Below are 23,210 nucleotides of genomic sequence, written 5' to 3' on the forward strand. Positions count from 1 at the left end.
GGACCATGACGCGTAAACAGCGGCGGTTGATGATGATCGGGGGCGCCGGGGTGGTGCTCATCGTCGCGGTTGGGCTGGTGCTCAACGCGATGCGCGACTCCATCGTGTTCTTCTCGACGCCGAAGATGGTGGCGGAGCAGCACATCGCCGCCGGCAAGCGGTTCCGGCTCGGCGGCGTGGTCGAGCCCGGCTCGCTGCAGCGCGGCGAGCAGCTCAGGGTGTCGTTCAAGGTCACCGACGGCAACGCGACGCTGCCGGTCGCCTACAAGGGCATCTTGCCCGACCTGTTCCGCGAAGGGCAGGGCGTGATCGCCGAAGGCGCGCTCGACAGCGCAGGCGTGTTCGAAGCCGACACCGTGCTGGCCAAGCACGACGAGAACTACATGCCGAAGGAAGTCGCCGACGCCTTGAAGAAGGACGGCCACTGGAAGGACGACTACGGCAAGACCGCGCCCGGCCAGAGCCCGGCCGGTGCGACCACGGCGGGACAGACCTCCGCCAACGCGGCGGAGGGCCGGCGATGATCGCCGAGGCCGGACACTACGCACTGGTCCTGGCGCTGGCGCTGGCGCTGATCCAGTCCACCGTGCCTGTGCTCGGCGCCCGGCTGGGCGACGGCGCGCTGATGAACGTGGCGCGCTCCACCGCGCTGGTGCAGCTGTTGTTCGCAGGGCTGTCGTTCACCGCGCTGGTGTGGCTGCACGTCACCTCCGACTTCTCGGTGGCGAACGTCTACGAGAACTCCCACTCGATGAAGCCGCTGCTCTACAAGATCACCGGCGTGTGGGGAAACCACGAAGGCTCGATGCTGCTGTGGGTGGCGATCCTGGCGCTGTTCGGCGGCCTGGTCGCGGCGTTCGGCAACAACCTGCCGCTGAGCTTGCGCGCCCATGTGCTGGCGGTGCAGGGCTGGGTGGCGACCGCGTTCTATCTGTTCATCCTGATCACCTCGAACCCGTTCGCGCGGATCGCCAATCCACCGATCGAAGGCCGCGATCTCAACCCGGTGCTGCAGGACATCGGCCTCGCGCTGCATCCGCCGATGCTGTACCTCGGCTATGTCGGGTTCTCGATTTCGTTCTCGTTCGCCGCCGCCGCGCTGCTCGAAGGCCGGCTCGACGCCGCCTGGGCGCGCTGGGTGCGGCCGTGGACGCTGATCGCCTGGATCTGTCTCACCCTCGGCATCGCGATGGGCTCGTATTGGGCCTACTACGAACTCGGCTGGGGCGGCTGGTGGTTCTGGGACCCGGTCGAGAACGCCTCGCTGATGCCGTGGCTCGCCGGCACCGCGCTGCTGCATTCGGCGGTGGTGATGGAGAAGCGCAACGCGCTGAAGGTCTGGACCATCCTGCTGTCGATCCTGACCTTCTCGCTGTCGCTGCTCGGCACCTTCCTGGTCCGCTCCGGCGTGCTGACCTCGGTCCACGCCTTCGCCACCGATCCCAGCCGCGGCGTTTTCATCCTGGTGATCCTGTGCGTGTTCATCGGCGGCAGCCTGACGCTGTTCGCCTGGCGTGCCTCGTCGCTGAAGCAGGGCGGGCTGTTCGCGCCGATCTCGCGCGAAGGCTCGCTGGTCTTGAACAACCTGTTCCTCACCACCGCCTGCGCCACCGTGTTCGTCGGCACGCTGTATCCGCTGGCGCTGGAAGTGCTGACGGGCGACAAGATCTCGGTCGGCGCGCCGTTCTTCAACCTCACCTTCGGCCCGCTGATGGTGCCGCTGCTGATGGCGGTGCCGTTCGGGCCGCTGCTGGCGTGGAAGCGCGGCGATCTGATCGGCGCCTCGCAGCGGCTGATCGCCGCCGGCGTGGTGGCGCTGCTGGCGGTCGCCTTCGTCTACGCCTGGACAACCGGCGGCGCGGTGCTGGCGCCGCTGGCGATCGGACTTGCGGTGTTCGTGATCGTCGGGGCGCTGGTCGATATCGCCGAGCGTATCGCGCTGTTCCGCGGACCGCTGTCGATCTCGCTGCGCCGCGCCGCCGGCCTGCCGCGCTCGGCCTGGGGCACGATGTTCGCCCATGCGGCGCTCGGCGTGACGCTGATCGGCATCGTCTGCGAGACCACCTGGAACAGCGAGTACATCGCCGCGATGAAGGAGGGCGACAGTACCAAGCTGGCCGGCTACGAGTTCAAGTTCGACGGCGCGGTGCAGCGGCAGGGCCCGAACTACCGCGAATTGCTCACCCATTTCACCGTGACCGAAGGCGGTCGCCGGATCGGCGAAATGGCGCCGTCGAAGCGCAGCTTCATCACCCGCGGCTCCTCGACCACCGAGGCGGCGCTGCTGACCCGCGGCTTCAGCCAGCTCTACGTCTCGCTCGGCGATCTCAACGACCAGGGCGCGGTGACGGTGCGGATGTATCACAAGCCGATGGTGCTGCTGATCTGGTTCGGCCCGATCCTGATGGCGCTGGGCGGCGTCCTGTCGCTGTCCGATCGCCGCTTGCGCGTCGGCGCACCGAAGCCCGCCAAGGCGCCGCGCGCGCTGCAGCCGGCGGAGTAGGGTGGAGAGACCGATGCGGAAACTGCTTGCCGCTCTGTTCATGGTGTTCGCGACCGTCGTTGCGGCCCCGCTCGCGCATGCGGTGCAGCCCGACGAGGTGATGGCAGATCCGAAGCAGGAGGCGCGGGCGCGCGAATTGTCGCGCGAGCTGCGCTGCATGGTGTGTCAAAACCAGTCGATCGACGATTCCGACGCGACGCTGGCCAAGGATCTGCGCCTCTTGGTGCGCGAGCGGATCGCCGCCGGCGACAGCAACAGGCAGGTGATCGACTATCTGGTGGCGCGCTACGGCGAGTTCGTGCTGCTGAAGCCGCGGTTCGAGCTGCACACGCTGCTGTTGTGGCTGGTGCCGCCGCTGGTGCTGTTCGGCGGCGGCCTCGGGCTGTGGCTGCACATCCGCCGCCGCGGCCGCGATGCCGCGCGCGGCAGCGACGCGCCGAAGCCGCTCAGCGCCGACGAGCAGGCGCGGCTGGACAAGCTGCTGGAGCAGGGGACCGACCGGGCTTTGTAGTCACACCGCGGCGTTTGGCGCTTCGGTAAATCGATTCCGGGTCGCCGCCGCCGAACGCAGCTTGGCACCCCAGCGGAGACCGGCGACGAGGAGAGCGGTGCGGTGGGCCAAGACGCGAGTCCCGTGTTCTCCGCCAGAGGCCTGTGCAAGACCTACGGGTCCGGCGAAGCGATCGTCTACGCGCTGCGCGACCTCGACCTCGACATCTGGAACGGCGAATTCGTCGTGCTGCTGGGTCCGTCTGGATCCGGCAAATCGACCCTGCTCAACATTCTTGGCGGGCTCGACGCGCCGACCTCCGGGCACGCCAGCTGGCGCGACCACGAGTTGACCGGCGCGAGCGAAGCGGAATTGACGCGCTACCGGCGCGAGCACGTCGGGTTCGTGTTCCAGTTCTACAATCTCATCCCGAGCCTGACGGTCGAAGAGAACGTCGAACTGGTGGCAAGCATCGCCGAAAATCCGATGAAGCCGGTCGAGGCGCTGGCGCTGGTCGGTCTCTCGCATCGGCTCCGGCACTTCCCATCGCAGCTCTCGGGCGGCGAGCAGCAGCGCGTCGCAGTCGCCCGCGCCATCGTCAAACGGCCGGATGCGCTGCTGTGCGACGAGCCGACTGGTGCGCTCGATGTCGAGACCGGCAAGCTGGTGCTGGCCGCGCTCGCCCGGGCCAATGCCGAACTCGGCGCCACCACCATTGTCATCACCCACAATTCGGCGATCGCCGGCATGGCCAACCGGGTGCTGCGGCTCGGCCATGGCCGGATCGTCGCCGACGAGCGCAACACCACGCTGATGCGGCCCGAGGAGCTGAGCTGGTGAGTATCCTCGACCGCAAGCTGCGGCGCGATCTGTGGGCGATGCGTGCGCAGGTGCTGTCGGTCGCCTTGCTGCTCGGCGCCGGCGTCGCCGTGCTGATCGGCTCGGTCTCGACCTATCTCTCGTTGCGGACGGCGCAGGAGGAGTACTACCGGACCAGCCGGTTCGCCGATCTGTGGGTGGAGCTGGAGCGGGCTCCGAGCACGGTGTCGGCGACGATCGCGGCGCTGCCTGGCGTCGGCATCGCCGAGCCCCGCGTCGTCAAGGACGTGCGCGTCGAGTGGGAGCGCTCGGATCTGTCGGTCGCCGGCGCCATCGTCTCGCTTCCGAGGCAAGGCCAGCCGTCGCTGAACCGGCTCGATCGCGTCAAGGGACGATGGCTCGATCCGGCACGGCTCGACGAGGTGCTCGTCAACGCCGGCTTCGCCAGCACCTGGGGCGTCGATCCGGGCGACACCATCCGCGTCATCCTGAACGGCAGGGTCGAGACGTTCCGGATCGCCGGCATCGTGCATTCGCCGGAGTACATTTACGCCGCCCGGCCCGGCAATCCGCTGCCGGACGACCGGACCTTCGTGGTGCTGTGGGCCAATGACGATGCCGTCGCCGCTGCATTCGACATGAAGGGCGCCTTCAACAACCTGGTGCTGACGCTGGCGCCGGGCGCCTCGGCTCTGGCGGTGGCGGCGCAGGTCGATGCGCAGCTCGACCGCTATGGCGGCCGCGGCGCCTACGAGCGTCGCGATCAAGCCTCGCACCGCTTTCTCGCCGACGAGCTTGCCGAACAGCGGACGCTGGCGATCTTCGTGCCGGTGATCTTCTTCGGCATCGCCTCGTTCCTGCTGAACGTGCTGATCGGGCGGCTGGTCGACGCCCAGCGCGAGCAGATCGCCGCCCTGAAGGCGCTGGGTTTTCCATCGATGCCGATCGCCATTCATTATCTCAGATTGGTCGGATCGATCTGCGCGCTCGGGGCGGTGCTCGGCGTGCCGGCCGGCTATTGGTACGCGCTCGGCATGATCGAAGCGTACCGGCCATTCTTTCGATTCCCCGACCTGCCGCTCACCATGCCGATGTGGGTGCCGATGCTCGCGATCGGCACCGGCGCCGCAATGGCCGCGGCGGGAGCGCTGGCCGCGGTCCGTCGGGTGTTGCGGCTGAAGCCGGCAGAAGCGTTGCGGTCCGAAACGCCCGCTGCGTTCAGTCGGGCGATCGTCGGGCCAACGCTGCCGCCGGCGGTGAAGATGACGATCCGCGGCTTGCTGGGCCGCCCGGTCCGCTCGGTGCTGACGATCTTCGGCCTGGCGTTCGCGGTCCCAATGGTGGTGCTCGGCCTGTTCTGGTGGGATGCCCTCGACTACATGGTCCAGGTCCAATTCGACGGCATCGAGCGGGCCGACGCCGTCGTCACTTTCACCGACCCGCGGTCGAGCCGATCGCTTCGCGAGATCGCATCCCTCGACGGCGTGTCGCTGGTCGAAGGACAGCGGATCGTTCCGGTTCGTCTACGCGCCGGCAACCGGACCTATCGCCTGGTGCTGACCGGGATCGCCCGGGACAGCGAGCTGCGCGTGCCGCGCACCGCTTCGCTGCAGCCGGCGGCGATTCCCGCCGACGGAATCATCTTGAGCAAGGGTCTCGCCGAGCGGCTCGGCGTCGCACCGGGCGACGACATTCTGGTCGAGACGCTGGAAGGGCGGCGGCAGACTCGGCCGGCCGCGGTGGTGTCGCTGATCGAGGACGTGCTCGGCTACAGTGCTTACATGAACCGCGTTGCACTCAACCGACTGATGCGGGAGGACGACCTCGTTTCGCAGGCCGCACTGCGGGTCGATCCGAAGTACGCCGACGCGGTATGGAAGCGACTGGCCGAGCGGCCGCGCGTGCTCGCCACGTCGGTCAAGCGGGTCTGGCTGCAGCTGTTCAACGAGAAGGTCGCCGCCGTCGTCACCATCGCCGCGGTGGTGCTGACGCTGTTCGGCGTGATCATCGCCGTCGGCGTAGTTTACAATTCGGCCCGCGTCTCGTTGCAGGAGCGGGCCTGGGAGCTGGCGAGCCTGCGCATTCTCGGCTTCACCCGCGCCGAGGTTTCGCGCATTCTGCTGGCAGAACTCGCGATCGCCACCGGGATCGCGATTCCGCTTGGTTTGGCGATGGCGCAGGGGATCGTGACTGTGCTGATGACGTTGCGAAGCAACGAGAGCTTTACAATTCCCCCCGTGGTGAGCCCGGCGACGTTCGCGACCGCGGCGCTGGTGGTGCTGGGGGCCGGGGTCGGCAGCGCGCTCCTGGTTCGCCGCCGGATCGACCGGCTCGATCTGGTCGCCGTTCTGAAGACGCGGGACTGAGATGCCGCGAGTCGTCACTTTCCTGTCGATCGTCGTGGCGGTACTCGCCGCCGCCGCGCTGCTGTATTGGGCGTTTCGGCCTGCAGCGGTACCCGTCGACGTGGCGACCGTGTCGCGCGGGTCGTTCACGGCCACCGTCGAAGAAGACGGCAAGACCCGGATCCGCAACCGCTACGTGGTGTCGAGCCCGCTGGCCGGTCGTCTGCTGCGGCTCGATCTCAAGCCGGGCGACTCGGTCGAGGCCGATGCGCGGGTGGCGACTCTGCTGCCGACTGCCTCTCCGATGCTCGATCCGCGCACCCGGCAGGAGCTGGAAGAACGGCTCGGTGCGGCCGAGGCGTCGATGCAGGAGGCACAAGCCCGGCTGGATCGGGCGAATGACCAGGAGGCGCAGGCCCGGCGTGACCTCGAGCGGGTTCGCGCGCTGCATCAGAAGGGCGCCGCCACCAACCAGCAGCTCGAGCGCGAGGAGCTGGCGCTTCGCGTCGCCGAGCGTGACCGCGTCGCCGCCGAGCTGCGGCGCCACGCCACCGAACACGAACGCGATCAGACCAAGGCGCTGATGCTGCGTGCGACCGCGACGTCGCCCCCGGCGGAGCAGTGGGACATCACCGCGCCGGTGGCGGGACGGGTGCTGCACGTCATGCAGGAAAGCGAGACGGTGGTCGCCGCCGGGGCTCCGCTGATCGAGATCGGCGATCCGCACGACCTCGAAATCATCGCCGATGTGCTGACCACCCAGGCCGTCGAGATCAAACCGGGCGCCGCGGTGATGATCGACCGCTGGGGCGGGCCGGGCTTGCTTCAAGGACGCGTGCGGTTTGTCGAGCCTGCCGCTTTCACCAAAGTGTCGGCGCTCGGCGTCGAAGAGCAGCGCGTCTGGGTCGTCGCCGACATCCTGTCGCCGCGCGAACTCTGGTCCGGCCTCGGCGACAACTATCGGATCGATGCGCGGTTCACCGTGGCCGAAATCGCGGACGCGACCGTGGTCCCCGAGGGCGCATTGTTCCGCCGACACGACGGCTGGGCCGCCTTCGTGGTGCAGGACGGCGTCGCGCGGGAATGCGCAGTCGAGCTGATCCGCCGGTCCGGCCGGTTGGCGGTAGTGGCTTCGGGCCTGCAGCCCGGCCAGCAGGTGGTGGTGTTTCCGCCGAGCACGCTAGGCGACGGCGCCGCCGTCACGACCCGCCGGTAGGTGATCGGCGTGAAGCTGTCGCTGGTGCTGTCCGGCGTCCTCCGGCGCGAAGGCTGGCGGCCGAAACAAAGAACCCGGCCGCCGGAGCGGCCGGGTCTGCCTTGGGGTGACGAGATCGGTGGGAGCTACTCCGCCGCGATCGGCTTCGGCATCGGGCCGAGCTTGACGCCGTCCGGATAGTATTTCCAGCCGTCGCGGACCTTGATCTTGTCGTCCCAGGGAAGCTTGTAGTTGCCTTCGGCGAGGTCGCGCACCCAGGTCAGATAGTTCGCCTTCTCGCCGCCCGGCTTGCCGACATAGGCGCGGCAGCCGAGATTGAAGATGTTGTTCTCCAGCGCCCAGTTCTCGCGCGCCTTGTCGACGAGGCGCGGGAACAGCTCGGCGGTGACGATCTCCCAGGGGTTGCGATGGCCCTGCTGGATGACGTTGCCGTCGTAATTGCACACCGTGCCTTCGCCGAAGTAATAGAACACACCGTCGTAGCCGGCGAGGTTCACCGACATGGTGTACATCAGGTTCTGCCAGGCGTTGGTGCGGTTGGTCCAGATCCACTGATCGTTGACCTGGGTCGAATAGCCGGAGATCCGGATGTAGACGTTGGCGCCCTTGTAGGCGGCCTCGCGCGCCAGCTCCGGGAACATGCCGTCGTGGCAGATGCACACCGCCAGCTTGGCGCCCTTCGGGCCGTCGCACACCGGCATGCCGTAATTGCCCGGCGACCACGGCTCGATCGGCACCCACGGCTGCAGCTTGCGATAATGCAGCGCCAGTTCGCCGTCGGCGTTGATGATGATCGCGGTGTTGAACGGCGGCAGCGACGGATCGTCGTTGCGCTCCATCAGCGAGAACACGCCCCAGACCTTGTTGCGCTTGCACGCCTGCTTGAACGCGCCGATCTCCGGCGAATCCACCGTCAGCAGCATCTCGTCGTAGGTCCAGATCGCGGTGTTGAGACCCTGCGTCGAGTACTCCGGGAACACGATCAGATCGAGGTCCGGGTAGCCCGCTTTGGTGGTGTCGACGGCGCGGCAGATCTGCTTCACCTGGGTCTGGATGTCCGCCGGGCCGGTGATCACCGGCACGGGATATTGGATCATCGCGACGAGCAGGGCTTCGTCCCACGCGCTTACGCTTCCGGTACTTGCCATGACTTGGCTCCATGTAACATTATAACATCGCGGTTATGGATCCGGAGCGGCGATCGGCGAATACGTCGTTCTACGTAACGGCCTTCGTAATCTCGAGCAGGTGCATGCGCGGCGTCGGCTCAGGCTGCGTCGGTGACGCGCCGCCATCCCGGAAACGGGTCGGGCAGGTGACGGTAACTGTTCGGATCGAACGCCTCGGCGCTCGCCGGCTCGGCCAGGCAGCGCTCCAGCATGGCGGTGATGCGGTCCCGGTTCATCGTCCCGAGCATGCCGATGAACACGATCTGCTGCCGCCGGTCGCCGTAGACCGGATCGAATTTCGCCTTGGCCTCGGCCTGCACCGCCGGGTCGGACGGCCAGCGCGACAGCGGCACAGCGGCCCACCAGAACCCGAGCGGTTTGGCGGTGGCGACCGCACCGGCGAGGCTGAACTCGCCGACCCAGTCGGGCCGCGTCGCTAGCCAGAAATGCCCCTTGGCGCGGATGACGCCGGGCAGCGGTGTCTGCAGGAATTCGTTGAAGCGTTCCGGGATCAGCGGTCGGCGCGCGTTCCAGACGAAACTGGTGACGCCGTATTCGGCATCTTCCGGAACGTGGTCGGCAAATCCGTACAGCTCCTTGAACCACATCGGGTGCTGATGGGCGCGTTCGAAGTCGAACAGGCCGGTGTCGAAGATCTCGTCGGGTGACACCTGGCTGTAATCGGTCTCGATCAGCCGGGCGTCGGGATTGAGCGCGTGGATGATGGCCCGCGCCGCCTCGCGCTGCGCGGGCGTGGCGTCAGAGACCTTGTTCATGACGACGATGTCGGCGAACTCGATCTGCTCGACCAGCAGATTGACCAGAGTGCGCCCGTCGCCTTCGCCCGCGGTCTCGCCGCGGTCGGCGAGAAAATCAGTCGACGAATAGTCCTTCAGCAGGTGGACGGTGTCGACCACCGTCACCATGGCGTCGAGCCGCGCGATGTCCGACAGGCTGTCGCCGTCCTCCTGGCGAAACTCGAAGGTGGCGGCGACCGGCAGCGGCTCCGACACTCCGGTGCTCTCGATCAGCAGGTAGTCGAACCGGCGTTCGTCGGCGAGGCGGCGGACCTCGTTCAGCAGATCCTCGCGCAGCGTGCAGCAGATGCAGCCATTGGTGAGCTCGACCAGCTTCTCCTCGGAGCGGCTCAGCGCGGTCTCCTCGCGCACCAGATCGGCGTCGATGTTGACCTCGCTCATGTCGTTGACGATCACCGCGACCCGCCGGCCGTCGCGATTGTTGAGCACGTGATTGAGCAGGGTGGTCTTGCCGGACCCGAGGAATCCCGACAGCACCGTGACCGGCAGGCGATCGTCAGACGTTTGCGGCTTCGGCAAGGTTTTACCTCACAATGCAATGTTATAACGTTGCATTGTGTAGGTCGCTGCGTGGCAAGGTGTCAAGGACGGCGCGCGACGGCTGGCGATGATCCCCAATCGCTCGATTTGGGCGGGGCCCGAGGGCGCAACTCGAGACCCGATGTTGGCTTTCCGAGGCGGTTGGATTGTAGCGTGCATCCGGCCGTCGCAGCGAGGCGGCCGGCCGCGAGGCCGGCTGCGGCCTCGCGCTTTTCGTCGACGGCTAAACGGCGGTGGGACCGTCGTGCTCAGAACGGCACGATCTCGTGCGGCAGCGGCTTGCCGGCCTTGTGCAGCGCGATCCAGCGGTGCAGTTCGGCGACGTGACCGCTTTCCTCGGCGACGAATTCCTTCGCCAGCATCTTGATCTCGGGATTGTCGGTGGTGTCGAGGACGTTCTTGTACCAGTCGAACGCGCCGGTCTCGGCCTCCAGCGCGATCTGCAGCGCGAGATCTCGGCCGATGAACGGGTCGGTGCCCCAGATCGCCGCGGCTTCCGGGCTTTCCAGGCCCGGCCATTTGAAATCGCCGGGCTCCATCTGCGGGATGTCGCGGAAGCCGGCGCGCGCCTGCGCATCGGCCTGGTGCATCCGCGAGTAGTCCGCGAGCTGGCGGAACAGCTTCGATACTTCCTTGTTGCCGCAGCTATCCATCGCGTCGGCGAGCTGACCGAACCGCAGCGCGGCTTCCTGCTCGAGCTTGATCGAATGCGCCAGAAACTCTTCGACTGTTTCCATCGTCGTCTCTCCTTGTTCGGCCGTCGCCGGGACGGCGACGGCCGTCGCTGTCGTCAGGCGTTCTCCGCAGCCTTGGCGGCGTGCTTGAGCGACCATTCCTCCTGGGTGATCCAGGCCTCGAGAATGCGGACGTGCTCGGCTTCTTCGTTGACGAACTCCTTGGCCGCCGCGGCGACCTCGGGCGACTTGGTGGTGGCTTCGACCGCACGGTAGAACTCGTAGCCGCGGCGCTCGCCCTGCAGCGCCGCCTTCAGCGCGCCGAGCCGGGTCAGCGTGGTATCGGACGCCCACACCGCGGCGCGCTCCGGCGTGGCGTGATCGGGCCAGGCGTAGTCCGGCGGGACGTTCTTGCCGAGATCGATGTTGCCGGCGCGCGACTTCACTTCGGCCAGATGCATCCGCGAGAACTCGGCGAGCTGCGCGAACAGTTTTGCCACCGGGGTGTTACCGGCATCGGCCATCGCCTTGGCGAGGCTGTCGTAGTGCAGCGCGGCGTCTTCCTCGACCTTGGCGGCGTAGCTGAAGAAGTCCGGCAGGGTGTTGATCTCCATGCCGCCTTTGTAGTGCGCGGCGGCCGGTGTCACCGCCATCCGTTGCGGCTTGGTCTTGTCGCCCTCGAACTTGACCAGGATGTCTTCGTTGCGGACGAAGCACTGGCAGGCGAGGCGGTAGCGCGGCGGGACGTCGTTGACCTCTGCCTCGACGATCTCCTCCTTGGTGATCTTGCCGAGCTGGCGCAGCACTTCCTTTTCTTTTTCGGTCAGCGCCACCGCCGCTTTGGCCTTCGGATTGAAATGCTCGACCTGCACCAGGCAGGAGCCGCATTCGCCGTCCTGACAATCGAACGGGATCGGAATGTGGTGCGATTTCGCGACTGCGAGAATCGTCCCGCGATCGCCCGCCACGGCGTAGACGGTGACGTCCTTCGCCATGACAGGGGACGAGAAGGTAATGTTGGCCACGTCGCACTCTCCTGTAGCAGCTTGCTGATCGACGCCTCCCCGGCGCCTCGTGCAGCGCCATGGCAAGAACCAGGCCAGCAGGGATTGCTAATCAATTCAGTTAGTTGAACCGCCGTGGCGGAAACCGGCTGCGACCAAAGGCGGATCGGATTTCCGACACGAATGTACGAACGGCGACAAATTGCGCGTTGCGGCGAGGCGGAAGCGACCATCCGTCGCGGCGGAATACCGTCAAAGTTACAAAAGTTTAATTCCCCCTCCAGAGCGCCGTAAGGCGGCGGCCCCCATCTTCCAACGCAACGGTGCGGAGCTGACGCACCCCGGTTTCAACTGCTTGCTCGGAGACTTTCTCAATGCACGATCGCCGCCCCGTTCCGCCCGCGCAGCCTTCGCATCGGCCGCTGTCCAGGTCGCTGCTGTCGGCGCGCAAATTCGCGCTGATGGCGTCGGTCGTGGCTGGCCTCGGTGCGGGTGCGTACGGGCTCGGCCACAGCCATGGTTCGTTCGATCTGCTCGGCACGCCGGCACAGGCGCAGCAGGTCGGCGCCAATGTCCATGCGGCGCAGCAGCCGGTCGGCTTCGCCGACATCGTCGACAAGGTGAAGTCGTCGGTGATTTCGGTGAAGGTCAACATCGCCGACAAGATGGCCCGCAACGAAGACCGCGAGGACTTCTCCTTGCCGCCCGGCTCGCCGATGGAGCGGTTCTTCCGCCGGTTCGGCGGCGAGATGCCGCCCGGCATGCGCGGCCATCGCGGCGGCGGCATGATCACCGGCCAGGGCTCGGGCTTCTTCATCTCGGCGGACGGCTACGCGGTGACCAACAACCATGTGGTCGAAGGCGCCGACAAGGTCGAAGTCACCACCGACGACGGCAAGACCTACAAGGCCAAGGTGATCGGCAACGACCCGCGCACCGACCTGGCGCTGATCAAGGTCGAGGGCGGCTCGAGCTTCCCTTACGCCAAATTGTCCGAGGGCAAGCCGCGGATCGGTGACTGGGTGCTGGCGGTCGGCAATCCGTTCGGCCTCGGCGGCACCGTCACCGCCGGCATCGTCTCGGCGATGGGCCGCGACATCGGGAACGGTCCGTACGACGATTTCATCCAGATCGACGCACCGGTGAACAAGGGCAATTCCGGCGGTCCGGCGTTCAACACCGCCGGCGAAGTGGTCGGCGTCAATACCGCGATCTACTCGCCGTCGGGCGGCAGCATCGGCATCGCGTTCTCGATCCCGGCCAACACCGTCAAGGCGGTGGTCGAGCAGCTCAAGGACAAGGGTTCGGTCAGCCGCGGCTGGATCGGCGTCCAGGTCCAGCCGGTGACCCCGGAGATCGCCGACAGCCTCGGCCTGAAGAAGGCCGAAGGCGCGCTGGTCGCCGAGCCGCAGTCGAACGGCCCGGCCGCCAAGGCCGGCATCGAATCCGGCGACGTGATCACCGCGGTCGACGGCACCCCGGTGAAGGACGCCCGCGAACTGGCGCGCACCATCGGCGCGTTCGCCCCCGGCCATTCGGTCAAGCTGACCGTGGTTCACAAGGGCAAGGATCGTGAGCTGACGCTGACGCTCGGCGAACTGCCGAACAAGATCGAGGCCAGCAACACCGATCGCGGTGATCGCGGCGGATCGAGCTCCGGCCTCGACCTGCCCAAGCTCGGCCTGACCGTGGCACCCGCCAGCGCCGTCGCCGGCGCCGGCAAGGAGGGCGTCGTGGTCACCGACGTCGACCCGAAGAGCGCCGCGGCCGACCGCGGCTTCAAGGAGGGCGACGTCATCCTGGAAGTCGCCGGCAAGAACGTGTCGAGCCCGTCGGAGGTTCGCGACGCGCTCGCTTCGGCCAGGAGCGACAACAAGAACAGCGTGCTGATGCGGGTTCGCAGCGGCGGCTCCTCGCGCTTCGTCGCGGTTCCGATCGCCAAGAGCTGATCGGCGCGGCGAGCAGGCGACCAAGGTGATGAAGACCGATCGATGAAACCAGGTTTGGAAAGTTCCGCCGGCTTACGTCGCCCCCGCCGACGGCGCTTTCCCGGGGACGGGTCGTAACCCGCTCGTCCCCGTCCTACGCCTTCCGGAAGGAGCACAGCCCCCCTCCGTCGGAAGGTTCAGGCGGGCGGTGGAGTCCCCCAGCTCCATCGCCCGTTCCTGTCTCGGGGGTCGATCGTGCCGCCCGCCTTGCAAGGAGGCTGAAGCCGCGTCATGTTGCAGCAGAGCCCGCAGAGTACGAGCAAGTCCGACAGCAATATGCGTCTGTTGATCATCGAGGACGACCGCGAATCCGCCGATTACCTGGTCAAGGCGTTTCGCGAGGTCGGCCACATCGCCGATCTCGCCAGCGACGGTGAAGAGGGTCTGGCGCTGGCGGAGAGCGGCGACTACGACGTGCTGGTGATCGATCGCATGCTGCCGAAGCGCGACGGCCTGTCGGTGATCGGCAGTTTGCGCGACAAGGGCAATCGCACGCCGGTGCTGATCCTGTCGGCGCTCGGCCAGGTCGACGACCGCATCAAGGGCCTGCGCGCCGGCGGCGACGACTATCTGCCGAAGCCTTACGCCTTCGCCGAACTGCTGGCGCGCGTCGAGGTGCTGTCGCGGCGTCACGGCGGTCCGGCCGAAGAGACCAGCTACCGGGTCGGCGATCTCGAACTCGACCGGCTGTCGCACCGCGTCACCCGCGGCGGCGAAGAGCTGACGCTGCAGCCGCGCGAATTCCGGCTGCTCGAATATCTGATGAAGCACGCCGGCCAGGTGGTGACCCGCACCATGCTGCTGGAGAACGTCTGGGACTATCACTTCGATCCGCAGACCAACGTCATCGACGTCCACATCTCGCGGCTGCGCGGCAAGATCGACAAGGGCTTCGACCGCCCGCTGCTGCACACCATCCGCGGCGCCGGTTACATGATCCGCGACGGGCTGCGCTGAGCCTCGCTCACCGCTTGGGCGCGCCGGCGGAAAGCTTTCCGACAAGCCAGAACGGATGCCCGAGACAGCGCCAACCTGCAGTTCGGCGCAGCACGCGCGGCGCTGCTCAGCTATTGCGACTAGCCGCAAAGCACTACCCTCGTAGTGTTTCTGGGTATCCAAATACGGCGCATCCCATCGTTTCTTAACTTTCACATGCGAGCTTCCCGCAAATACAACTCATTGGGGGATGAACGCCGCATGTTTACGGGACGCCAGAAGAGGCAGGAGCTGATCCAGAAGGCCGAATGGCTCGACACCCTGTCGCTCCACTGCGGCATCGGGCTGTGGGACGCGATCCTGTACGAAGGCGATGCGATGCATCCCAAGGCGCGCTGGACCTGGTCGTCGGAATTCCGCCGGCTGTGCGGCTACAGCTCCGAAGCCGAATTCCCGAACCTGGTACAGTCCTGGTCGGACCGGCTGCATCCCGACGACGTCGCCCCGACGTTCGCGGCCTTCACCAAGACCTGCCAGACCGGCGTCGGCTACGACGTCAAGTATCGCCTCAAGGTCAAGGACGGCAGCTATCGTTGGTTCAGGGCGACCGGCGGCGTGGTGCTCGACGAGAACCGCAAGCCGCGGCGCGCCTGCGGGTCGCTGGTCGACATCGACGATCTGGTGAAGGCGGAAAACCAGAAGCGCGACTCGATCCATCAGCTCGCCAGCGACTTCGAAAGCGCGATCGGCAAGATCGTCCGGACGGTGTCGTCGGCCTCCGCCGACCTCGAAAGCTCGGCGCGCCAGCTCGCCACCACCGCGGACACCTCGCAGAATCTCGCCAGCAACGTCGCGGCGGCGTCCGAGGAGGCGACCAGCAACGTGCAGTCGGTCGCCACCGCGACCGATCAGTTGTCGTCGTCGATCCGGGAGATCAGCCAGCAGGTGCAGGAATCCGCTCGGATCGCCGGCGACGCCGTCGGCCAGGCGCGCAACACCACCGAACGCGTCAGCGAACTGTCCAAGGCGGCGACGCGGATCGGCGACGTCGTCGAACTGATCAACACCATCGCCGGCCAGACCAATCTGTTGGCGCTGAACGCGACCATCGAGGCCGCCCGCGCCGGCGAGGCCGGGCGCGGCTTCTCGGTCGTCGCCGCCGAAGTCAAGGCGCTGGCGGAGCAGACCGCCAAGGCCACCGGCGAGATCGGCCAGCAGATCAGCCGGATCCAGTCGGCGACGCAGGAGTCGGTCGGCGCAATCAGCGAGATCAGCGGCACCATCGAGAAGCTGTCGGAAATCTCCGCGCACATCGCCGCCGCGGTCGAACAGCAGGGCGCCGCGACGCAGGAGATCTCACGCAACATCCAGCAGACCGCACAGGGCACCGAGCGGGTCTCCGCCACCATCCTGGACGTCAGGCGCGGCGCGGTCGAAACCGGATCGTCGTCTTCGCAGCTGCTGTCGTCGGCGCAGTCGCTGTCGCAGGAAAGCGGCCGGCTCGAAGACGAAGTCGGCCGCTTCCTGCGCACCGTGCGGGCTTCGTAACGCCAAGCTCGGCCGCCGTTTGCGGCCGCCGACGCGGTGCCATTTGCGGCTGTCACTCTCACCGAGGCGTCGTCCGATCCGGGCGGCGCCTCGGCTTTTGTCGTGTCCGGGCCTGTGACCGGCGTCGGACATATGAGCGATGTTGCAGGCGCGGATCGCGACTCGCTCCTTGACGATTTGTCACTTTGGATTCAGGGCGCAACTGTCTAGTTTGCGGGCATGAAACCATTTCGAGAGCATCGCCGCCGGGATCTGATCCGTGGCCGCCTTCGGTAAACTGATCCGAACCACCGCGTTCCGGCTGACGCTGGTCTATCTGTTTCTGTTCGGGCTGTTCGCCGCATCGCTGGTGGCGTATTTCGCCTGGACGACGCGCAAGCTGATCACCGACCAGATCACCGCGACGGTCGAAGCCGAGACCGCGGAAATCGAGGACGTCTACGGCCGGCGCGGATTGCGCGGCGTGGTGTTCGCGATCGAGAACCGCGCGCTGCGGCCCGGCGCCAATCTCTATCTCGTCACCACGCCGGCCGGCCAGGCGGTCGCCGGCAACGTCGGCGCGCTGGCTCCCGGAGTGATGAGCAAGCTCGGCTGGAGCGAGACGTTCTATCGCCGGCTCGACGATCAGGAACGCTCCGATCACCGCGCGCTGGTGCGCGTCACCGAATTGTCGAGCGGCTTTCGCCTGCTGGTCGGCCGCGATCTCGAAGAACGGCGGCGGCTGAACAAGGTGGTGCGCTCGGCGGCGCAATGGTCGGTGCTGATCGTCGTGGTGCTCGGCCTCGGCGGCGGCGTGTTCGCGGCGCGCCGCGTGCTGCGCCGGATCGACGCGATGACGGGCACCACCCAGCGGATCATGGCCGGCGATCTGTCGGGCCGGCTGCCGGTCGGCCGCAGCGGCGACGAGCTCGACCGCCTGGCGGAAAATCTCAACGCGATGCTGGAGCGGATCGAAGCGCTGATGTCGGGGATGAAGGAAGTCTCCGACAACATCGCCCACGATCTGAAGACGCCGCTGACGCGGCTGCGCAACCGCGCCGAGGAGGCGCTGGCGCGCGCCTCCGGCGAGGCCGATTACCGCGCGGCGCTGGAACGCACGATCGAGGAATCCGACGGCCTGATCCGCACCTTCAACGCGCTGCTGATGATCGCCCGCGCCGAGGCCGGCTACGCCAGCGGCGACATGACCGATTTCGACGCCGCCGAGATCGCGCGCGACATCCACGAATTGTACGAGCCGCTGGCGGAAGACAACGACCTCAGCCTGCGGGTCGAGGCGACGCCCGCCGAGGTCCGCGGCAATCGCGAACTGATCAGCCAGGCGCTCGCCAATCTGGTCGAGAACGCGATCAAATACGGCAAGCCGGAATCTGGCGCTGCGGTCGCCGCCGGCGAAGTGGTGATCGAGGCGCGGCGGGACGGCGACCAGGTGCTGCTCAGCGTCACCGACCGCGGCATCGGCATTCCGGAAGCCGATCGCAACCACGCGATCGAACGCTTCGTGCGGCTCGAAGCCAGCCGCACGCTGCCCGGCTCCGGGCTCGGCCTCAGCCTCGCTTCGGCGGTGGCGCGGCTGCACGGCGGCGAGCTGCGACTCGCCGACGCGGAGCCCGGTTTGCGCGCCACGCTTGCAATTCCGGCGCGCACGGGCGAAGGACTGGCCTCCGCAACGACTCTCGAACCGGCCCCGGCATGACAGCTTCCGCGATCGACGCGGACATCGACAAAACCGCTCTGGCAGCGCGCTTCGGCGCCGGCCCGCAGGTGCACGATGCGGCACAGGCGGAACAGCGGCTGGCCGGCTGGCTCGGCGATGTGGCGCCCGACCAGGCGGAAGCGATCGCCGAGCTCTGCACCGCATTTCCCGCGGTGCGGACCGCGCTGCTGTCGATCGCCGAGGCCTCGCCGTATCTGTTCGATCTGATCCGGGCCGATCCGGTGCGGCTGCTGCGCGTGCTGCGCGGCGCCCCGGAGCAGCGGCTGGCCAAGCTCCTTGAAGACGCCGAGACGTTCGTCGCCGCGGCCTCGACCGAAGACGAGGTGATGACGGCGCTGCGCCGGCTCAAGGCCGAGGCGGCGCTGCTGATCGCGCTGTGCGACATCGGCGGGATCTGGCCGGTGATGCAGGTGACGCAGGCGCTCACCGATCTGGCCGGCCGCTCGGTGCAGATGACGCTGCGCTTCCTGCTGCGCCAGGAAGCCGGCCGCGGCCGGATCGTGCCGCCCAATCCCGACTGCCCGGAGCAGGGCTCCGGCCTGATCGTGCTGGCGATGGGCAAGATGGGCGCCGGCGAACTGAACTATTCGAGCGACATCGACCTGATCGTGTTCTACGAGCTCGAGGCGCCGACGCTCGCGCCCGACATCGAACCGCAGCCGTTCTTCGTCCGCGTCACGCAGGGTCTCAGCCGGATCCTGCAGCAGCGCCGCGGCGACGGCTACGTGTTCCGCGTCGACCTGCGGCTGCGCCCCGATCCGGCGTCGACGCCGGTGGCGCTGTCGGTCGCGTCGGCGCTCGATTACTACGAGCGCGAGGGCCGCACCTGGGAACGCGCCGCGATGATCAAGGCGCGGCCCTGCGCCGGCGACCTGGTCGCGGGCGAGGCGCTGCTGGCGGAGATCGCACCGTTCGTCTGGCGCAAGCATCTCGACTTCGCCGCGCTCGCCGACGTCCACGACATGAAGCGGCAGATGCAGACCTATCGCGGCCAGACCGAAATCGCGGTCGAAGGCCACAACGTCAAGGTCGGCCGCGGCGGCATCCGCGAGATCGAGTTCTTCGCCCAGACCCAGCAACTGATCGCCGGCGGCCGCCACCCCGAACTACGCGTCCGGCCGACCCTGGAGGCGCTGGACATTCTGGCGTCGCGCAACTGGATCACCCATCAGGCGCGCGACGAACTGGCCGAGGCGTATCTGTTCCTGCGCAAGGTCGAGCACCGCGTGCAGATGATCGCCGACGAGCAGACCCACGCGCTGCCCGACAGCGTCGATGCGATCGAACGGTTCTCGCGTTTCCTCGGCTACCACAGCCGGGAAGCCTTCGCGCGCGATCTGCTCGGCTATCTCGAACGCGTGCAGGGCCACTACGCCAAGCTGTTCGAGGGCGATCCGACCGGCACCGCCAAGCTGCCGCCGGTCGACTACGGCGCCGGGCCCGAAGACACCCGGCTGCTCGATCACCTGCGCAACCTCGGCTACAAGAAGCCGCTGATGATCGCCACGACGCTGCAGCAATGGATGGCCGGCGGCTATCGTGTGCTCAAGGTCGAAACCACGCAGCGCGCGTTCCGCGAGTTCGTGCCGGCGCTGATCGAGGAATTGGCGCGCGCCGAACAGCCCGACGACGCGATCAATGCGTTCGACCGCCTGCTGCAGGCGCTGCATCGCGGCGGCCGGCTGATCTCGCTGCTGAGCCAGAACCGCGAACTGCTGACGCTGGTGGCGCTGGTGCGCGGCGCCGCGCCGCGGCTCGGCGACATGCTGGCGCGGCAGCCGCAGATCCTCGACGGGCTGATCGATCCGCGGTTCTTCGGCGCGATGCCGGATCAGGCCGAACTGTCGGCGCGGCTGGCGGTGACGCTGGCGGATGCCGGCTCGTACGAGGAGTTTCTCGACCGGCTGCGGCTGTTCGGGCAGGAGAGCCTGTTCCTGATCGGCACGCGGATTTTGTCCGGAACGGTTCCGACCCAGCAGGCGGCGGTGGCGTTCGCCGATGTCGCCGAGGGCATCGTCGGTACGGTGCACGGCCTCGTCAGCGAGCAGTTCGCCTCGACCTACGGACGGGTCAAGGATCAGCAGACCGCGATCCTGGCGATGGGCAAGCTCGGCAGCCGCGAGATGACGGCGTCGTCCGATCTCGACCTGATCCTGATCTACGATTTCGACGACGAGGCGCCGGACAGCGACGGCGAACGCTCGCTGCACGGCGCGCAGTACTTCGCGCGGTTCACCCAGCGACTGATCTCGGCTTTCACGACGCGGACCAATTACGGCGTGCTGTACGACGTCGACATGCGGCTGCGGCCGTCGGGTCGCGCCGGCCCGGTGGCGTCGCGGCTCGATGCGTTCGCCGCCTATCAGGAGCAGGAAGCCTGGACCTGGGAGCATCTGGCGCTGACGCGGGCGCGGGTGATCTCGGCGCAGCCGGCGTTTCGCAGCAGGATCGAGCAGGTGATCCGTGCGGTACTGACCCGGCCGCGCGATGCGGCGATCATCGCCAACGACGTCGCCGAGATGCGCCGAGCGATCGCCGAGGAGAAAGGCGAGGATGATGTCTGGGACCTGAAATACGCCGCCGGCGGCATGGTCGACATCGATTTCATCGCGCAGTACCTGCAGCTCGTGCACGCGCACCAGGCGCCCGACATCCTTCACGTCAACACGCTCGCCGCGCTCGACAACGCGACCCGGCTCGGCTTTCTGGCCCAGGCCGATGCCGACGTGCTGCGGCCCGCAGCGCGGCTGTATCAGGACCTGACCCAGATCCTGCGGCTGTGCGTCAGCGAGAAGTTCAAGCCGGAGACGGCAGGCGACGATCTGTTGCGGGTGATGGTGCGTGCCGGCGACGCGCCGGACTTCTCGTCGCTGCAGGCGCGGGTCAAAGAGACCCAGACCGAGGTCCGCGCGATCTTCAACCGCCTGATCGGCGGCGAGGAATCCTAGGGCGAAGCTTCGCGCACCGCTTTTCTTTCGAGCGGTGAGTTGTGACGGTCGGAGCGATTACTTGGCGGCGTCGGCGGACGGCAACTGCTCGCAATCCATCGAATACACCAGCTTGCCGCTCGCCGTCTGACCGATCGGCTTGCAGCCGGTCACCCCATCGTCGATCGGGGCCGCAATGGAGGCGGGCGCCGTCGCCTGCGTCTCCTTCTGCTTGGTCATGACGATGTAGCCGATGCCGACTGCGGCGCCGACGAACGCCAGTCGAAACATCCAGACCGAGGTCTGGTGGAAGGCGGTGCTGAAATCCACGCGCGGCTCCTCGTATCAATCGTCGGTTCGCTCTTACACGGCTGCTCCGAACGCGGACAAGCCGGATTTTAGGCTAGAGCTGCGCGGCAATTCCTCTCGCTCAGCCGGCGTTGCGGAGTGGGTCGCGCGCGACCGCGGTCCACCATTGCTGCACCACCGCCGGGCTGGTGAGCTGGATCGCCGCGGAGGCGTCGAGCTGGGCCTTGCGATAGGCGCTGGCGGTGATGCCGAACCGGGCCCGGAACGTGCGGCTGAAATGCGCCTCGCTCTTGAAGCCGAGATCGGCGGCGAGGCGGGACAGCCGCCGCGATTCCAGCGGATCGGCCAGCGCCGCCTGCACCGCGAGCAGCCGGCGCTCCTGGACGTAGCGCATCACCCCGCCGCGATCGGCAAACAGCCGGTACAGCGACGCGCGCGACACGTCCAGCTGCCGGGCCAGCCAATCCGGCGACAGCTCCGGCAGCGCCAGGTTGTCGCGCACGAGCGCTTCGCTGAGCGCCAGGACGGTTTCGTCGGCGCCGCGCTGCGGAGCGAGATCCGCCTCGGCGGACGGCGCCAGCAGCCGGCGGAGGAAGTCGGCGGTTTCCGCCACCGTGGCCGCCACGTCGGCCTCGGTGAGCTGCGCGCTGCGCTCCTGCAGCGAGCGGATGTAGGCGGCCAGCAGATCGTTGCGCAGCGGATCGAGCTTCGGCTTGAGATCGTGCAGCGGCACGCCGACGAGCAGCCTGCGTGGCACGATCAGGCACACCGTATTGGACGCGAAGGCGCGGGTGGCGATCGGGCAGGCGAGGTCGATCAGGGCCACCTTGCCGGGGCCGATCACGGTCTGCTGCCGCGTCACCTCGCCGTTGAACCCGCCGGACACGTAAAGGTGCAGCAGGAGATGATCCGGCGTCACGGCGATGCGTTGGGCGTCGCGCACGAAATCCTGGGCGTTGAACGCCACCTTGGCGACCACCAGGTCGCCGATGATGATGCCGTAAGCCGAGCCGGTCGGCGTCTTCTTGCTCGGTCCGCAGCGGCGCGGCTCGAATAGCGGCGAGATCACTGCGCTCCAGGTCGCGAACGCGTTGGCCTCGTCCAGGCCGGAGGTGACGTAATACAGTCGGGGAAGGGGCGCCATCGGATGGATTGATCTTCAAGTCGGCTCGCCCGGTCGCATCGCCGCGCGGCGACCGACCAAGTGCCCAAGCCTAGCGGATTTCTCAGCGAAACACGATTCAGTTGCAGTTGCGGAGATCACTCCTCGATACTTACGCTGGCGCCGCCTATGCGAGCTGGACGCGGGGCGCCGCTGTGCTGGACTTCCGGATCGCGGCCGGTCCGAGCCAGATGGCGACCAGCCGGCAGATCCTGCTGTCGCCGACCAGCCTGCAGGGCAGCGCCAACGGCGTCGGCGTCGGCACCACGTTCGAGGCGGGGTATCGGTTCGCGATCGGGCACGATGTGACGCTGAAGCCGTTCGTCGGCATGACCTGGCAGGGCTTCCGCCGCGATGCCTATAGCGAAAGCCAGCTTCCGATCGGCCTCGTCTATGCGGCGCAGACCTACGACAAGCTGACCTCAACGGTCGGCGCGGCGGTAAGCGCGCGGCTGCGCACCACCGACGGCACCACGCTGGCGCCGGAGCTGAAGCTCGGCTGGGGCCAGGATCTGCGCGATACTACGCTGGTCAGCGAGGCCGCGCTGCTCGACAACGCCTTCCTGGTCAATGCGGCGCAGCCCGGCCGCGACGCCGCGCTGGTGAGCGCCAAGCTGTCCGGCTGGCGCAGCGAGACGTTCCGGATGTTCGCCGCCTATAGCGGCGAATATCGCAGCAACGCCACCAGCCATCAGGTTTCGGCCGGCGCCCGCGTCAACTGGTAAGCGAAATTCGTAGAGCCTCTCGCGAAGCCCCGGTTCTGAGCGATCAGAACCGGGGCTTCGTTGCCAAAACACGTCGAGGTTCCGGGTTCGCGAGCTGTCGCTCGCGCCCCGGAACGACGAGCAGGTTGATAGCTCAGACCCTCCCCAAGTCATTCCGGGGCGCGCGCAGCGCGAACCCGGCGACTGTCTCATGTGTCAAGGGTCTTACCTTGATATGGCGTGTCTGCTTTGACGAGTGCGTTGGCTGTGACGAGCAGTTTTCGGGCGATTGCGATGAGCGCGACCTTTCCGGGTTTTCCTTGCAGGCGAAGGGCGTTGTA

At 67.4% G+C, this 23,210-nt stretch carries 18 protein-coding genes and 1 pseudogene; 12 read left to right on the top strand and 7 right to left on the bottom strand.

Annotation, left to right across the window (positions count from 1 at the left end; translation table 11 throughout):
• Positions 1-5 precede the first annotated feature (5 nt).
• The 6 genes from ccmE (at position 6) to DWA33_RS07505 (ending at position 7,373) form a co-directional block, all read left to right on the top strand.
• Complete coding sequence (ccmE, locus tag DWA33_RS07480; RefSeq protein WP_114357464.1) at positions 6-524, top strand: cytochrome c maturation protein CcmE; 519 nt, start codon at positions 6-8, stop codon at positions 522-524.
• Entirely contained in the window at positions 521-2,503 is a 1,983-nt protein-coding gene (locus DWA33_RS07485) for a heme lyase CcmF/NrfE family subunit (RefSeq protein ID WP_114357465.1), read from the top strand. Before ccmE ends, DWA33_RS07485 begins: the two co-directional genes overlap by 4 nt.
• 13 nt (positions 2,504-2,516) lie before the next feature.
• Complete coding sequence (locus tag DWA33_RS07490; protein ID WP_114357466.1) at positions 2,517-3,014, top strand: cytochrome c-type biogenesis protein; 498 nt, start codon at positions 2,517-2,519, stop codon at positions 3,012-3,014.
• A gap of 102 nt (positions 3,015-3,116) precedes the next feature.
• Positions 3,117-3,833, top strand: a complete 717-nt coding sequence (locus tag DWA33_RS07495) for an ABC transporter ATP-binding protein (protein WP_114357467.1) — start codon at positions 3,117-3,119, stop codon at positions 3,831-3,833.
• Positions 3,830-6,178: an ABC transporter permease gene (locus DWA33_RS07500; protein ID WP_114357468.1), complete on the top strand. Its 2,349-nt coding sequence runs from the start codon at positions 3,830-3,832 to the stop codon at positions 6,176-6,178. The genes DWA33_RS07495 and DWA33_RS07500 overlap by 4 nt, the downstream gene beginning before the upstream one ends.
• A 1-nt stretch (position 6,179) precedes the next feature.
• Entirely contained in the window at positions 6,180-7,373 is a 1,194-nt protein-coding gene (locus DWA33_RS07505) for an efflux RND transporter periplasmic adaptor subunit (RefSeq protein ID WP_114357469.1), read from the top strand.
• Between the two features lie 125 nt (positions 7,374-7,498).
• Here DWA33_RS07505 and DWA33_RS07510 read toward each other — a convergent pair whose 3' ends face one another.
• The 4 genes from DWA33_RS07510 to DWA33_RS07525 form a co-directional block, all read right to left on the bottom strand.
• Complete coding sequence (locus DWA33_RS07510; RefSeq protein WP_114357470.1) at positions 7,499-8,521, bottom strand: formamidase; 1,023 nt, start codon at positions 8,519-8,521, stop codon at positions 7,499-7,501.
• 119 nt (positions 8,522-8,640) lie between these two features.
• On the bottom strand, positions 8,641-9,879 hold the full coding sequence (locus DWA33_RS07515; protein WP_114357471.1) for a GTP-binding protein: 1,239 nt from the start codon (positions 9,877-9,879) through the stop codon (positions 8,641-8,643).
• Positions 9,880-10,148: 269 nt separating this feature from the next.
• Positions 10,149-10,637: a ferritin-like domain-containing protein gene (locus DWA33_RS07520; RefSeq protein WP_114357472.1), complete on the bottom strand. Its 489-nt coding sequence runs from the start codon at positions 10,635-10,637 to the stop codon at positions 10,149-10,151.
• A gap of 53 nt (positions 10,638-10,690) precedes the next feature.
• Positions 10,691-11,599, bottom strand: a complete 909-nt coding sequence (locus tag DWA33_RS07525; RefSeq protein WP_114357473.1) for a ferritin family protein — start codon at positions 11,597-11,599, stop codon at positions 10,691-10,693.
• 353 nt (positions 11,600-11,952) lie between these two features.
• On the opposite strand from DWA33_RS07525, the gene DWA33_RS07530 reads away from it, so the two are divergent.
• The 5 genes from DWA33_RS07530 (at position 11,953) to DWA33_RS07550 (ending at position 20,715) form a co-directional block, all read left to right on the top strand.
• The gene (locus DWA33_RS07530; RefSeq protein WP_114357474.1) at positions 11,953-13,527 is read left to right on the top strand and encodes a Do family serine endopeptidase; all 1,575 of its coding nucleotides are present in this window, start codon (positions 11,953-11,955) and stop codon (positions 13,525-13,527) included.
• 315 nt (positions 13,528-13,842) lie between these two features.
• Positions 13,843-14,523 (top strand): response regulator transcription factor, encoded by a 681-nt coding sequence (locus tag DWA33_RS07535; protein ID WP_114357475.1) that lies wholly within the window; start codon positions 13,843-13,845, stop codon positions 14,521-14,523.
• A 357-nt stretch (positions 14,524-14,880) separates the two neighbouring features.
• Positions 14,881-16,050: a methyl-accepting chemotaxis protein gene (locus DWA33_RS07540; protein WP_430707864.1), complete on the top strand. Its 1,170-nt coding sequence runs from the start codon at positions 14,881-14,883 to the stop codon at positions 16,048-16,050.
• 259 nt (positions 16,051-16,309) lie between these two features.
• On the top strand, positions 16,310-17,746 hold the full coding sequence (locus DWA33_RS07545) for a sensor histidine kinase (protein WP_114357477.1): 1,437 nt from the start codon (positions 16,310-16,312) through the stop codon (positions 17,744-17,746).
• Positions 17,743-20,715 (top strand): bifunctional [glutamine synthetase] adenylyltransferase/[glutamine synthetase]-adenylyl-L-tyrosine phosphorylase, encoded by a 2,973-nt coding sequence (locus DWA33_RS07550; protein WP_114357478.1) that lies wholly within the window; start codon positions 17,743-17,745, stop codon positions 20,713-20,715. The genes DWA33_RS07545 and DWA33_RS07550 overlap by 4 nt, the downstream gene beginning before the upstream one ends.
• A gap of 57 nt (positions 20,716-20,772) precedes the next feature.
• On the opposite strand, the gene DWA33_RS25115 is transcribed toward DWA33_RS07550, so the two are convergent.
• Positions 20,773-21,024, bottom strand: a complete 252-nt coding sequence (locus tag DWA33_RS25115) for a hypothetical protein (protein WP_167443136.1) — start codon at positions 21,022-21,024, stop codon at positions 20,773-20,775.
• Between the two features lie 100 nt (positions 21,025-21,124).
• Positions 21,125-22,147: a helix-turn-helix domain-containing protein gene (locus tag DWA33_RS07555; protein ID WP_114357479.1), complete on the bottom strand. Its 1,023-nt coding sequence runs from the start codon at positions 22,145-22,147 to the stop codon at positions 21,125-21,127.
• Between the two features lie 107 nt (positions 22,148-22,254).
• Between DWA33_RS07555 and DWA33_RS07560 the strand changes: the two genes are divergently transcribed.
• Complete coding sequence (locus DWA33_RS07560) at positions 22,255-22,890, top strand: autotransporter outer membrane beta-barrel domain-containing protein (RefSeq protein ID WP_244601220.1); 636 nt, start codon at positions 22,255-22,257, stop codon at positions 22,888-22,890.
• 188 nt (positions 22,891-23,078) lie between these two features.
• Here the strand turns inward: DWA33_RS07560 and DWA33_RS25675 are convergent.
• Positions 23,079-23,210 (bottom strand): annotated as a pseudogene (locus DWA33_RS25675) (IS110 family transposase); the annotation flags it as partial.

The sequence above is a fragment of the Rhodopseudomonas pentothenatexigens genome (assembly GCF_900218015.1).
In the GTDB taxonomy this organism is placed as follows: Bacteria; Pseudomonadota; Alphaproteobacteria; order Rhizobiales; family Xanthobacteraceae; genus Rhodopseudomonas; species Rhodopseudomonas pentothenatexigens.